14 protein-coding genes are annotated in these 14148 nt (G+C 38.6%); 1 reads left to right on the plus strand and 13 read right to left on the minus strand.

The window, feature by feature from the left end:
- Positions 1-117: 117 nt before the first annotated feature.
- From H4J66_RS10295 to H4J66_RS10345, 11 genes are all read right to left on the minus strand, one after another.
- Positions 118-306: a DUF2065 domain-containing protein gene (locus tag H4J66_RS10295; RefSeq protein WP_182173997.1), complete on the minus strand. Its 189-nt coding sequence runs from the start codon at positions 304-306 to the stop codon at positions 118-120.
- 21 nt (positions 307-327) lie between these two features.
- Positions 328-477: a DUF2065 family protein gene (locus H4J66_RS10300; RefSeq protein ID WP_182174000.1), complete on the minus strand. Its 150-nt coding sequence runs from the start codon at positions 475-477 to the stop codon at positions 328-330.
- A gap of 224 nt (positions 478-701) precedes the next feature.
- Complete coding sequence (gene hflC / locus H4J66_RS10305) at positions 702-1589, minus strand: protease modulator HflC (RefSeq protein WP_182174003.1); 888 nt, start codon at positions 1587-1589, stop codon at positions 702-704.
- Positions 1590-1592: 3 nt separating this feature from the next.
- Positions 1593-2738, minus strand: coding sequence for an FtsH protease activity modulator HflK (gene hflK / locus H4J66_RS10310; protein ID WP_182174006.1), 1146 nt, complete (start codon positions 2736-2738; stop codon positions 1593-1595).
- A 54-nt stretch (positions 2739-2792) separates the two neighbouring features.
- Positions 2793-4100: a ribosome rescue GTPase HflX gene (gene hflX / locus H4J66_RS10315; RefSeq protein ID WP_182174009.1), complete on the minus strand. Its 1308-nt coding sequence runs from the start codon at positions 4098-4100 to the stop codon at positions 2793-2795.
- An 88-nt stretch (positions 4101-4188) separates the two neighbouring features.
- Positions 4189-4446, minus strand: coding sequence for an RNA chaperone Hfq (gene hfq, locus H4J66_RS10320; protein WP_070375096.1), 258 nt, complete (start codon positions 4444-4446; stop codon positions 4189-4191).
- A gap of 102 nt (positions 4447-4548) precedes the next feature.
- On the minus strand, positions 4549-5514 hold the full coding sequence (gene miaA, locus H4J66_RS10325; protein WP_182174267.1) for a tRNA (adenosine(37)-N6)-dimethylallyltransferase MiaA: 966 nt from the start codon (positions 5512-5514) through the stop codon (positions 4549-4551).
- Between the two features lie 4 nt (positions 5515-5518).
- Positions 5519-7426: a DNA mismatch repair endonuclease MutL gene (mutL, locus tag H4J66_RS10330; protein ID WP_182174012.1), complete on the minus strand. Its 1908-nt coding sequence runs from the start codon at positions 7424-7426 to the stop codon at positions 5519-5521.
- 31 nt (positions 7427-7457) lie between these two features.
- The gene (locus H4J66_RS10335) at positions 7458-8762 is read right to left on the minus strand and encodes an N-acetylmuramoyl-L-alanine amidase (protein WP_182174015.1); all 1305 of its coding nucleotides are present in this window, start codon (positions 8760-8762) and stop codon (positions 7458-7460) included.
- 38 nt (positions 8763-8800) lie between these two features.
- On the minus strand, positions 8801-9274 hold the full coding sequence (gene tsaE, locus H4J66_RS10340) for a tRNA (adenosine(37)-N6)-threonylcarbamoyltransferase complex ATPase subunit type 1 TsaE (RefSeq protein WP_409049362.1): 474 nt from the start codon (positions 9272-9274) through the stop codon (positions 8801-8803).
- A gap of 19 nt (positions 9275-9293) precedes the next feature.
- Entirely contained in the window at positions 9294-10916 is a 1623-nt protein-coding gene (locus H4J66_RS10345) for an NAD(P)H-hydrate dehydratase (RefSeq protein ID WP_182174021.1), read from the minus strand.
- A 44-nt stretch (positions 10917-10960) separates the two neighbouring features.
- Here H4J66_RS10345 and queG point away from each other — a divergent pair, with 44 nt between their 5' ends.
- Positions 10961-12121, plus strand: a complete 1161-nt coding sequence (gene queG, locus H4J66_RS10350) for a tRNA epoxyqueuosine(34) reductase QueG (RefSeq protein ID WP_182174024.1) — start codon at positions 10961-10963, stop codon at positions 12119-12121.
- On the opposite strand, the gene H4J66_RS10355 is transcribed toward queG, so the two are convergent.
- Both H4J66_RS10355 and H4J66_RS10360 read right to left on the minus strand, forming a co-directional pair.
- Positions 12108-13772 (minus strand): response regulator, encoded by a 1665-nt coding sequence (locus H4J66_RS10355; protein WP_182174027.1) that lies wholly within the window; start codon positions 13770-13772, stop codon positions 12108-12110. The genes queG and H4J66_RS10355 overlap by 14 nt on opposite strands.
- A 12-nt stretch (positions 13773-13784) precedes the next feature.
- Positions 13785-13988 (minus strand): DUF1289 domain-containing protein, encoded by a 204-nt coding sequence (locus H4J66_RS10360; RefSeq protein WP_182174030.1) that lies wholly within the window; start codon positions 13986-13988, stop codon positions 13785-13787.
- Between the last annotated feature and the right edge of the window lie 160 nt (positions 13989-14148).

Here is a 14148-nt window from a genome sequence, read left to right on the forward strand (position 1 = left end):
GGGGATTTTATCAAAAATCAAATAGTAGTCCAAGTAATAAATGATGATTTTTAATGCAATTTAAAAATATTCAATTAACTAAAGGGGTTATGAAAAACTTTTATGGCATTTTTTAGTCTAATAACTCAGTAACCATAAAATAAATGTGCCTACGACGAGTAAGCTAATGCCAATATTACGAATAGATAAGCTTGATTGTTGTGCTAACTTTTCCATAGTGTCGCGCCACTTATTTGGAAAAAGTGCAGGAATAAGCCCCTCAATAATCAGTACCAAAGCAAATGCCGTTAATAGTGTCTCTAGCATGTTATTACTCCTCAATCACTTCTATAGGTAACTAGCAGATACGAAAAAGCCATAACGAGTCATAGCTTTTTTATCAAAAAAATTGTCGCGCCACTTATTTGGGAAAAGTGCAGAAATGAGTCCATCAGTAATCAGTACCAAAGCAAATGCCGTTAATAGTGTCTCTACCATGTTATTACTCCGCAATCACTTCTATAGGTAACTAGCAGATACAAAAAAATTGTCGCACCACTTATTTGGAAAAAGTGCAGGAATGAGTACATCAGTAATCAGTACCAAAGCAAATACCGTTAATAGTGTCTCTACCATGTTATTACTCCTCAATCACTTCTATAGGTAAATAGCAGATACGAAAAAGCCATGACAAGTCATGGCTTTTTTATCAAAAAAGTAGACTACTTTTTAATTGTAGCGCCTTCTTTTAAGTAGTTAAAGAAATCACTATCGGGTTTAACCACCAAGATATCACTTTTACTACTAAAACTTTTTTCATATGCTTCAAGGCTACGGTAAAAACTGAAAAACTCTGGATCTTGTCCATATGAATCAGCATAAACTTTAGCCGCTAACGCATCGCCTTCACCACGCATTTCTTGTGCTTCTTTTTGTGCTGTCGCTAACATAACGGTTACTTTAGAATCTATCGTAGCACGGATAATTTCCGCTTGCTCTTGACCTTTAGAACGATGCTCTTTTGCTACAGCTGTTCGCTCTGCTCGCATACGGTCATAGATAGAAGCACTGACTTCAGCGGGTAAGTTAATCGCTTTAATACGTACATCAATAACTTCAATACCTAAGTCTTCACGACTACTTGAGGCACTTGCTAACGCTTTAGCCATAATACCGTCACGGTCACCTGAAACAATTTCTTTAATGGTGCGCGTACCAAACTCAGTACGTAAACCATTATTTACTTTTTGTTTCAATAACGCACGAGCATTTTCTACTGAACCAGAAGTACGTAAGTAGAACGTTGAAAAGTCAACAATACGCCACTTAACAAATGAGTCGACCATTAAATCTTTTTTCTCAGATGTTACAAAGCGATCAGCCGCTTCATCAAGCGTTTGAATACGAGCATCAAGTCTGCGAACGTTGTTAATAAAGGGTATTTTAAAGTGTAAACCCGGTTCATAAACAATCATTTCACCTGAATCAGCATCACGTTTAATTTTTGTAAACTGAAAAACGATACCACGTTGTCCTTCAAAAACAATGAAAACAGAAGAGACGGTTAATACTGAGAATAATACAATTAGGGCAATAATAAAGTTTTTCATTGCTTAATTTCTCCCTTCGTTAAATCTGTCTGCACGACCTGATAAATCAGGCGCAGTACTTTGAGTATTAATCGATTGGGTCGCTCGCGTTTGACTCTCAGGTAAAGTACGTTGACCAGAAGACTGATTTTGCATCATTTTATCTAATGGTAAATACATCATGTTATTGCCACCTTCAACATCAACCATAACCTTACTGGTATTAGCATAAACATTTTCCATTGTTGATAAATACATACGCTGGCGAGTAACTTCTGGAGCAGCAAGGTATTCTGGAAGTAATTTATTGAATTTAGCAACTTCACCTTCGGCATCTAATACCGTTTGTTGTTTATAAGCGATGGCCTCTTGTTCCATACGTTTTACTCGGCCACGTGCTCTTGGTTCAATACCACGGGCATAGGCTTCGGCTTCACGTAAAAAACGAACTTCATCTTCTTGTGCTGAAATAGCATCGTCAAAAGCATCTTTGACTTCTTCAGGAGGACGAGCATCTTTAAAGTTGACATCGACAACAATTAAACCAAGATTATACGGGGCAATAATGTCATCTAATTCTTTCCAGACATCTTGACGCACTTTTTCACGGCCACTTGTTAAAATATCATCCATTTTAGAGTCACCAATAACGAAGCGTAAAGCACTATCTAGTGACTGGCTTAAACTGTCATCGGCATCAGTAACACTGAAAATATAATCACGGGCATCAACAACACGATACTGTATCTGCATTTCAACACGTACCACGTTCTCATCTTTGGTTAGCATAAAACCAGATGCAGGTAAGTCGCGTGTTGTTTGCATATCTACAGGAATAATACGTTCAGCGAATGTCCATTTCCAGCGTAAACCTGGCTCAACTGTGCCATCGTATTGCCCAAAACGTAATACGATACCTTTTTCAGCTTCTTTGATAGTGTAGAAACCACTAAAAGCATACACAAGAATACCCACGATTACCGCAATAGCGATACCAACATTCGATGCGCCTTTCTTGCTGCCATCTTTTGATGATTTTCCACCAAAAATACCGCCAAACTTATTACCAATATCTTTTAGTAAGTCGTCTAAATCTGGTGGCCCTTGATTCTTATCATCTTTCTTTTTCCAGGGGTCTTTATCATTATTCCCCGGTTCATTCCACGCCATGGTCTTCTCCACTAACTATAAATTTAAATAAGTGCTAAAACTACTATTTACCCATTACGGTAATATATCAGTCTGTTTACGTTCAATAAAGCCTTCTATATCAGCTTCACTCAGTTTAATTAATCTATCCCACTCTCTTGCAGGTAATTTAATTTTCAATAAACAATTTCCATCTTCGTCATACCGTTCATCAACAATAGAATTTAATTGATAAAACACACCACGTAGTTTACCTTCGCTAGGAGGTAAGCATAAGTTATGTTTGACTATTTTCTTTCCGAGTCGTTCAGCTAGCGCTTGAAAAAGTAATTCAATCCCTATGCCTTTTTGTGCAGATAACCATACTCGTATAGGTAGACCTGTGTCGTCTCTGTCGATGCGTGGTTCAATATCGTCCAAAACATCTATTTTATTACAAATTAATAATTGTGGTACATCACCCGCTTCGATCTCTTTCAAAACCGTTTCAACCTGTTCAATATTTTCAGTTCGCCTATCATCTGAAATATCAATGACATGCAATAATAGTTCAGCTTCACGAGTTTCAGTCAATGTTGCTTTAAAAGCGGCGACTAAATCATGAGGTAAATGACGAATAAAGCCAACGGTATCAGCTAAAATGGCCCGGCCAACATCTTCAATTTCAATTTTTCGTAATGTGGGATCTAAGGTTGCAAATAATTGATCTGCTGCGTAAACGTCTGCCTGAGTAATAATATTAAACAGCGTCGATTTACCTGCGTTGGTATAACCCACTAAAGAAATTGTCGGTATTTCGGCGCGTGTTCTTGCTCTTCTACCTTGCTGGCGTTGCTTTTCAACACGTTCTAAACGTTTACGTATATTTACCATACGATCGCGAAGTAGACGGCGATCAGTTTCTAGCTGAGTTTCACCAGGCCCGCGGAGGCCAATACCACCTTTTTGCCTTTCAAGGTGTGTCCAGCCACGGATCAAACGCGTACTCATATGACGTAATTGCGCAAGTTCTACTTGCATCTTACCTTCATGTGTTCGAGCGCGCTGGGCAAAAATATCTAGGATGAGTGTTGTTCGGTCAACAACGCGGCACTCACACAATGCTTCAATATTTTTTTCTTGTGAAGGAGAAAGTGCATGATTAAAAAGTACCACATTGGCTTGATGTAACTTTACCGCCTCGGCAACTTCTTCAGCTTTACCACTACCAACAAAGAATTTAGTATGAGGTGTAGTACGTTTACCTGTAACAATTGCAAGCGCGTTAACGCCCGCAGAGCTAACAAGCATTTCAAATTCTTGTAAGTCTTCGCGCGCATTTTCATCAGGGAAATCGAGGTGAACAAGAATAGCTTGTTCACCTGCTTGATAACGATCAAACAATTGAGTATTACCTATAAACTAAATAGTTAAACCAAAAGAAACTTTTGGACACGTAATATTTGGTGTACAACCAAACTCAACGAAATCATTAATCTTGCTGTTCCTGACTATAATCACCAGTTTGTGGTGCTGGCATCGTAGAAACTGCCCGTGAAGGAACAACAGTAGAAATGGCGTGTTTATAGACCATTTGACTCACTGTATTTTTAAGTAAAATAACAAATTGATCAAAGGACTCTACTTGTCCTTGTAGTTTAATGCCATTAACTAAATATATTGCTACCGGAATGCGATCACGTCGTAAAGCATTCAAAAATGGGTCTTGTAAAGATTGCCCCTTTGCCATTGTTTGGCCCCTTTTTTGTTATTTTTAATAAATGTATGTAAGAGTTTTTTCTCTAGAAAACTAGTTACTTACTATGCAACTGTTTTTATTATACATCAAGGTTTAAAGTTTGCTTACTGAAGACATAATTAGTTTTAAATTATTTTCGTCTTCCATATGCAACCATTGTAAATTTGGCCAATTTCTCAACCAAGTTAACTGTCGTTTAGCCAGTTGTCGCGTCGCACAAATGCCTTTGAAAACCATTTCATCATGGTCGACTTCACCATCTAAATATTCCCACATCTGTCGATAACCCACACAACGAATAGCGGGTAAATTTTCATGCAAATCGTCACGCTGTTTTAACTTAACAACTTCTGATTCAAAATCTTGTTCAATCATCTGTTCAAACCTAAGCGCAATACGAGCATGTAAATCTTTACGCTCTTTCGGTGAGATAGCAAATTGTAAAACATCACCACTGAGTCGCTCACCCTTAACTTTCGTTAAGTCGGTCATACTTTTGCCCGTTAGGCGGTAAACTTCTAATGCCCGCATTAATCGTTGCGGATCATTTTTGTGAATACGTTCGGCAGAAACTGGGTCTACGCTAGCAAGTTGTTGATGAATGTTCTCCCAGCCAAATTGTTCAGCTTCGTCGGCTATGCCTTGGCGAATTTTGACATCGGCCGCCGGCAGAGGCGAGATACCCTCAATCAGGCTTTTAAAATACATCATAGTACCGCCAACCAATAAAGGTATGCGGTTATTTGCCCTGATTTTCTCAATTTCTACTAAAGCGTCACGACAAAAATCAGCGGCAGAGTAACTCTCGCTGGCATCAATTAAATTAATTAATCGATGCGGATACTTTGCTAATTCTTCTGCTGTTGGTTTTGCAGTACCAATGTCCATATCACGATAAACAAGCGCAGAATCAACACTGATAATATCGCATGGCAAGGCATCATGTAATGCCATTGCTAACGCTGTTTTACCTGATGCAGTAGGCCCCATCAAACAAATGACTGGCGGTAATTTACGGTTTTTACTGTCAATATTGTTTGTTGATAAAGCGTCAGACATCAATTTAAGTAGCATTCGTTAACATTCTTATTGATGATGTGAGGTCTATCAATACCGAATTCAAGCGTAGCTGCTGCTCAAAGGTAGGATTTAATTGTTGCTGACTCAAACGGAGTAGGCTTTTAGCTTGTTGGTTATCGTAAGAATCAGCAGACAATAAACTTGCAAAGGCTTGTTGCCAATCACTATTTGTTAATTCTTGTCCATCTTCTAAACACAAAAGTGTTAAGAGCTTATTAAAACTTAAATTTACATCTTTATTTCTTAACAAGGCCGGAAACTCTCGTACTTGTATACTGTTCTTGGATAAAACATTCGCGACAATACCTATTTTTTTCAGTGCATCAGTCTGCGCTTCAACAAAAGTAACTTGTGCTTGCGTCAACGATATCTTAATCGGCAATAGTAACGGCTGGCTAACAAAATTATGCTGCCATCTGTTTTTTACTTCGAAGAATTTAACCGCTTGCTCTATTTTGTTTAATGCCAATAAACGTAGTTCATTGTCTAACGTTATCACCGCATATTTATCATCAATAATCTTGGTTAACACTAAGTGATCATTTTCATTCACCTCATGTATTGGCAGAGCGGCACTGTCTTCATCTGACTTTCCACTAGACAAAGGTGTCATCAATGTTTGATAAGCTTGCGCAGCATTTCTGCTCACTTGGTTATTACTGTGCGTATAAGATGAATAATTTTTTTGACTACCTGGCTTGCTACTTTGATAGGGTTCGCTTTGAACATCGGTAACTTTCGTCAATGGTTTAATATAATCACGCGTTAATTGCTGCCCGGTTTCATGTGACTCAAGCTGATTGTCTTGTCTATAATTTACCGCACGGCTTTCAGGCTGAAGTGGTAAAGTAGCCGAGGGTTGATCTTCTGATTCAGGTAATAAGCCAACATTAGCATTTTCGCTTAACGCGTTATGACAAACCGAATAAATAAAATCATGAATATAACGCCCTTGATGAAACCGTACTTCATGTTTTGCTGGGTGAACATTTACATCAACTTCTCGGACATCAAGCACCAGAAACAGCACAAAAGCTGGGTAAGTATCCGCAGGTAACAGATGACTGTAAGCTTGACGAATGGCGTGATTAATTAACTTGTCTCGCATCATACGGCCATTCACGTAACTAAAGCATAAATCATTTTGGTTACGGGCAAAGCTTGGTAGCCCTACCCAACCTGATAATTGTAAATCGCCATGCTGGCAGTCAATTTCCAGTGAATGCTCAATAAACTTTTGACCACAAATTTGTGCTACCCGTTTTGCGTATAAGCTTTTATTATTGACTGATTTAAAATGCTTAATCACTTTCTGATTATGTGACAAAATAAAACTAACGTCAAAGCGCGCCAAAGCGATACGCTTAATAACCTCTTCAATATGAGTGAACTCTGTTTTTTCAGTACGCAGGAATTTTCGTCTCGCGGGGGTATTAAAAAACAAGTCAACAACATCAATGGTCGTGCCATTGGGATGTGCAGCGGGTTGTAAGGCTACCGCCATATCTCGTCCTTCGGCAATGGCTTGCCAAGCTGATTCTTGCTCGGCAGGTTTTGACGTCAACGTTAAGCGAGAGACTGAGCTAATACTTGCCAGTGCTTCGCCACGAAACCCTAAACTACAAATACCTTCTAAATCATTTAAATCTTTAATCTTACTGGTCGCATGACGACTTAGCGCTAACGTTAGTTCATCTTTAACAATACCCGAGCCATTATCACTAATACGAATACGTTTAGCGCCACCTTTTTCAATGTCTATTTTAATGGTCGTTGCGCCAGCATCTAAGCTGTTTTCAACTAACTCTTTCACCACTGATGAAGGACGTTCTACGACTTCACCGGCAGCAATTTGGTTAGCTAGGCGTGCTGGAAGGATTTCTATGGTCATAAATTTTGATCTGTTAACTATTTATAATAAATTAATCGGCGCGAGGTATGGTTAAGGTTTGACCTATGCGAACGGTATTTGAGGTTAAATTATTCGCCATTTTTAATTCTCGTACTGAAACACTATAGCGTTGTGCAACCACAGATAACGATTCACCGCGAGTAATTTTATGTTGTCGTGTTTCAATAGAGGCATAATAACTGCCCATCGGCGGTTGAATCATAAAATGGTCTTTAATACCTTTAAAAATACCTTTCGCGAGCTTACGCTGATGAGCACTAGAGTTTAAATTTTGCTCTTCTCTATGGTTAGAAATAAAACCTGTTTCAACTAAAATCGAGGGGATATCTGAAGATTTCAACACACCAAAATTACCATGTTGGGGAACTTTCTTGTGCATCTTAGTAATTTTTTTCAGTTGTTTTAGTACGCTATTCGCCATACTAATACTGACACCCTGCGAATGCTCTTTATTCATATCTGCTAAGGTTTTTGCCAAGTTGTCATCGCGGGTATTTTTAATAACACCACCACCGCCACCTAAGAGCTCGGAGTTGTTCGAGCGGTTACGTAGCCATTTGGCCATTTCTGACTCAACCCTTTTGTGCGACACAATCCAGACTGAGGCTCCGTTAGGTTGTGGCGTTCTAAAGGCATCGGCATGGATTGACACTAAAAAATCTACTTGGTTTTTTCTAGCTATTTCACTACGTCGACCGACCGAAACATAATAGTCACCATCGCGCACCATTACCGCTTTCATGCCTTTTTCATTATTAATATAGGTAGCAAGTTTTTTAGCAATCGCTAACGTAACACGTTTTTCATAGCTGCCTTTACTCCCTATAGAACCCGGATCTTCACCACCGTGGCCAGCATCAATGGCAATAAGAATATCTCGATGATCATTTTTGGGAGTATGGTCGCCTTGGCTGATTTTCTCTTCGTCGAATAAATCAATCACTAAACGGTTACCGTATTGTCCTGCTGGTGCAAGCGGAAAAACAGCCAAAGAGTAATTATCCGCTAATTCTAATACTAAACGTGTTGTACCTTTAATACGTGATTTACTGGTGCGGATAAGTTTTATGCGTTTATCCTTTTTAAGGACATTCTTAAACGAAACATGATTCTTACTGTTGTTAAAGTCTATGACTAAACGCTGAGGATTTTTTAAACTGAAATATTTATAATCAGGCTGCTCACTGAGATCAAAAACAATGCGGGTATTTTCTGGGGCTGGCCAGACACGAACGCCATCGATGCTATTACCGTGCGCTTCAAAGAAAACACTAACGGTTAATAACATAGCTAATAATAACGATCGAATATTCATTTACTGCTGCCCTTTCCTTTTGTGTCTATTAGCGCACATTAACTAAGCCTATTTACTACGAGCTCACCCAAAGGGGTCTTTGCTTGTATGTTGATGGTTCTTTGCTCATCACTATACGCTAAGTCGATACGCAAATCAGGTGCCTTGATCATACCTAGCCCCTTTTCTGGCCACTCAATAAAGCAACAGCAGTTATCTGCAAAATAATCTCGAATGCCCATATATTCTAGTTCTTCAGGATCTGACAAGCGATATAAATCAAAATGATAAACTAACCAGTCATCTAATTCATAAGGTTCAACTAGAGTATAGGTTGGGCTTTTTACGTGGCCAATATGCCCCATACCTTGTACAAAACCTCGAGTTAAGGTGGTTTTTCCCGCACCTAAATCACCGTAAAGATATACAACGATACCTTGTTTTAGTTCTTTTTTTACAATATCAGCTAGTTTATTACCCATAGCTATAGTTGCTGATTCATCAGCTAAAAAGTAGTTTTTGTTTGTAAGCATTTCTTTCATCGATTATTTTCTAAAATTTATTATTTATAAGCTGCCGTATAATTGGCAATAGGTCACTTGCTAGCATACCAATTTTTCCATGCTTTTGCGCAATAATGTCAGCAGCCTTACCATGAATATAAATGGCCAAGGCTGTAAGCTTTGCAAAATCAGTTCGCGCCTGCAGTTCCTCCCCTTTTTCTGACGAGCTTTTTTGCATTAGCAATGCCGCAATAATACCTGATAACACATCGCCCATGCCTCCGCTTGCCATGCCTGAATTTCCCGTTGTGTTCACCCAAACCTGTTGACCATCACTTATCAAACTCCCTGCACCTTTTAATACGCTCACGCATTGATATTGTTGGGCTATTTTTTTTACGGCGCTAAAACGATCTCGCTCTATTTCTGTCACAGTACAATTTAACAGCGCTGCAGCCTCACCGGGATGTGGCGTTAAAACCCAAAAGTTACTTTTAATTTTATCCGTTAATAAATTTTGTTGGTAAGCTTGCGCCAACAAACTTAAACCATCGGCGTCAATCACACATAATTTTTTTTGAGCCAGTACTAAATCAAATAATGCCTGACTCCACTCATTTTGACCCAAACCAGGGCCAAGCACATAAGCCTTAGCTTTACTTAATGTCATTGATCCCACAAGTTGTTCTGCACAACTAGGCGCTAACATTAATTCTGGGCGGCCATTAAAGACTAATGCTCGATTATTTTTATGACAACAAATACTCACTAATGCAGCGCCACTGCGCAATGACGCCTCTGCCGACAAACGTATCGCACCAGCAAAACCTTCTCCGCCCCCAACAGCCAGTAATAATCCAATATTTCCTTTATGGCTGCTTGCTTTACGTTTAGGTAAAGCATCAAAAACTTCGTTGCCGAAAACCGTGATATTGGTATTCACTTGCTCTGTAAATGCTTGACCTAATGCTAAATCAGCAAAATAGATTTCCCCAACATGGTTAATTGCTTGTCCCGTCACTAAACCGCACTTTAGAGCAATAAAAGTTACAGTACTGTTAGCAATGATTGCCGTATTTTCAACAACACCTGTAGTTGCACATAAACCTGAGGGCACATCAACACTGATCACTTTTGCCAAATGCTGATTAATAGTAGCAACTAGTGTAACCAAAGTTTCTGGTAGGCTTCCTTTAAAACCAATACCAAATAGTGCATCAATAATTAACTTACCTTGAAAATTCGCTACCATCTCAACATTAGCCGTTTTTTGATCAAATATAATCAAGCCATTTTCAACTTTATTAACATTGATGTAAGCTTGATAAGCGCGTAAGGCATCGCTGGATAATTCTTCTGTTTTTGCCATTAATAGCACAGAAACCTTAAAACCAGCTTGCACAGCTAAACGCGCAATCACAAACCCATCACCACCGTTATTACCTTTTCCACAAATAACTAACAGCTTTTGGGTAGCTATTTTTTGACCTATATCATATTCATTTTGAAGATATTTTTGCTTGATATGCTGAAAAACAGCCTGACCTGCATTTTTCATCAATGAATACATTTCAATATTTTCTATAGCTGCAACTTTTGCTTCATTAGCTAACACTTGCTTCGCGGAAAAAGCAGCTTGTGGTAAGCTTGCACTCAACAGTTTTATTTCCATTTTTCTCTCCCTTTACCAAATTGTACTGCGATGACATGTTAACTATGACAACACCTAATATGAACTATCAAGAATTAGCTGAAAAAATCAAGCTTTGGGGTCAAGAATTAGGCTTTTCGCAAATAGGTTTCAGTGATATTGACTTATCAAGTCATGAACAAGCCTTAACAACGTGGCTAGAAAATAATTATCACGGTGAAATGGATTACATGCAAAAGCATGGTTTAATGCGCGCTAGGGCCCAAGAGCTTGTTGAAGGAACAACGCGAGTGATCAGTGTACGCATGGATTATTTACCCCCCGAAGCAAAATTTGCCCGTACGCTCAAAAAGAAAGACCATGCTTATATCAGCCGCTATGCCTTGGGGCGTGACTATCATAAATTAATGCGCAAACGTCTAAAACAACTCGGTGATAAAATTAGTGAGTACTGTGAAACCTTCAACTTTCGCCCATTTGTTGACTCAGCACCTATCTTAGAGCGACCTTTAGCAGAAAAAGCGGGGTTAGGCTGGGTCGGTAAACATTCGCTATTAATTAACAAAAGTGCCGGCTCATGGTTTTTCCTTGGTGAACTCTTGGTTGATATTCCGTTACCGACTAATGAAAAAGCAGCCAATGAATGCGGTAGTTGTGTTTCTTGTATTAAAATTTGCCCAACCCAAGCGATAGTGGCTCCTTATGTAGTAGACGCTCGCCGTTGTATATCCTATTTAACCATCGAATTACGTGACGCAATTCCAGAAGAGTTTAGGCCGTTAATTGGCAATAGAATTTATGGCTGTGATGATTGCCAACTCATTTGCCCATGGAATAAATTTGCTAACATCAGTCACGAAGGCGACTTTTCCCCTCGCCAAAATCTTGATAATGTTGAATTATTAACCGTATTTAGCTGGGATGAAGTGACCTTTCTCAATAAAACAGAGGGGTCTCCTATTCGCCGTATTGGTTTTAATAGCTGGCAACGAAATATTTCCGTTGCAATCGGTAATGCGCCATATAGTGCAGAAAATGTTAACGCGTTAAGTAATAAGTTAGCAACCGCAGAGCCTATGGTTGCTGAACATATTAATTGGGCATTGCATCAACAAGACAATAAGCGAATCGCTGCAGAACATCAAAGTGACTTTCCGATAAAAAATCAACGATTAACCGAGCGCTTGATCCGCAGTGTTGAAAAAGGTTTACCTAGAGATGCTTAGCAGGCTCGGCTGATTCAGCTTGCTGCCACTTTATTTTTAACTGCTCTATAGACTCAACACCGCTGCCTTTAATGTTGGCAGACAAGAGTAGAGCAAGCGCTTCATCGCCCAGTTTTTGATGACTTTCATCAAATTCATTACTTTGTTTAATCACCACCAATATTTTTAACATACGCATCGTTAATTTAATATTATGAGGTGTTAATCTTAGAGCTTGCTGGATAGTCTTAAGCGCGGGCTGCAAACGATTTTTTTCGAAATGTTCTATGGCCATATCATTCAGTTGTTTGGGTGAAAAATTAATTTCAGCACGCTCAAGACTTTCTTGCTCAATATATTTATTGATCACTTGGCTCGTTAATGAATCACCTGAGACTTGTTTACTGATAATCTCTAACATTTTTAGCGCTTCTTCGCGCATACCCAATTCGTGAAAGACTTTCACTTTATCTAGGTTGTCTTCAATATGCGGTGACGCAATAAAATTAACATGGTTTTCAACAAGTTTAGTGGCCTTCTCTTTTTGTTCACGAACAATATATAGCCGTGCTTGGATCACTAATAACTGCTGTTTAAACTCATTTGCGTCGCTATATTCATTTTGAAGTTGCTTAATATGCCTGTCTGTTTGCTGTAAAACTTTAAAGGATCGTTCGTCAGTAATAGCCGCCGCTAAATCAATGCCCGAACGAATAACATTTAAAAGCAATTCGGGGGAATCATGAATAGAGTTTTTCGCTTGCTGGGCGATATTTCGTGTCGCTATATATTGTCCTTCATGGTCATGATTGAGTCGTGCTAAATCCCATGATTTTTTATTACGTTCAATATTTCGTGGCGACAACGCAGTTGCTTTTTTTATCTCATCGTAGGCTCTTTCATACTGCTCATGCTCAATATAATATTGCGCCAGCATATCATGAGCCCCAAATCGAGTAGCGGGTTTATTGATTAACTTCTCAATCAGTTCATTAATTTCGTTTATACGCCCTTGCTTTAACAACGACTTTACATAGCCTAAATAAACCCAAGCATAGGTATAGGTTTTCAATAGGCTTTTAAAAAAAGATTCTGCCGTTTCAAATTCTAAAAGACTTAAGTAAGCCTCACCTTTCATCCGCAATATATTGGGATGATATTTGTGTAAACTTTGATTAACAAGATGACGGTCAGCAAAATATATAACTTTCGAAAAACTTTTAATATCAGTCGCTCGATACATGTTGAATAATTGCTTTTTGGTTTGCAAGGTATGAATTAAGCGTTGTTGCACTGTTTTAGGGGCGAGTGGTTTTACCCAAAAGTCATCGGGCTGTAATTCTACAATTGAATTAACAAGAGACTCATTCGTTTCAGTACTGAGAAAAATAAGAACCGTGGTTTTATTAACATGACCTCTGAATTTTAATTCTTCAAGTAAATGAAAACCGTCTTTATCACTATTTACATTGAATGAGCAAATAACAATATGAAAACGTGTTGTTTCACATAACCTTATACCGTAATAAGCACTTTCTGCACATTTTACGTGATTAATGCCGATATCATACAATCCTCTTTTTAGGGTGTCATGAACTAACCGGTTATCGTCTATTATCAGCACGGTAAGTTGTGAAAAATCGTCTAATTCACTTTGTTCAGTAATTTCCATTTAACTTTTACCTTAATCGTGCTTCGCTTGAATCACTATTCGTCTTTGTTGACAGTTATTAATTACCGTTATTTTTTCTTTACTTTTATAGCTTGTCCACGCCAAAATCTCATCAATATGGCGGAAACAACCAAGGCAGACATCATCGGCATTTAAGCAGCAGTTTCTAACACAGGGACTAGCAACATCCATTTCTTTTTCAGCTTTAAAACTCATTTAACTAGTATCCCTGTAAACACATAAAAAAAGCATTTAAAAAAATCCCAACACAAGGACTAGCGACATCTAACTCTTTTTCAACTTTAAAACTCATTTAACTAGTATCCCTGTAAACACATAAAAAAAGTCCAACACAAGGACTAGCAACATCCATTTC

The sequence above is a fragment of the Colwellia sp. MB3u-55 genome (assembly GCF_014076785.1).
Classification (GTDB): Bacteria; Pseudomonadota; Gammaproteobacteria; order Enterobacterales; family Alteromonadaceae; genus Colwellia_A.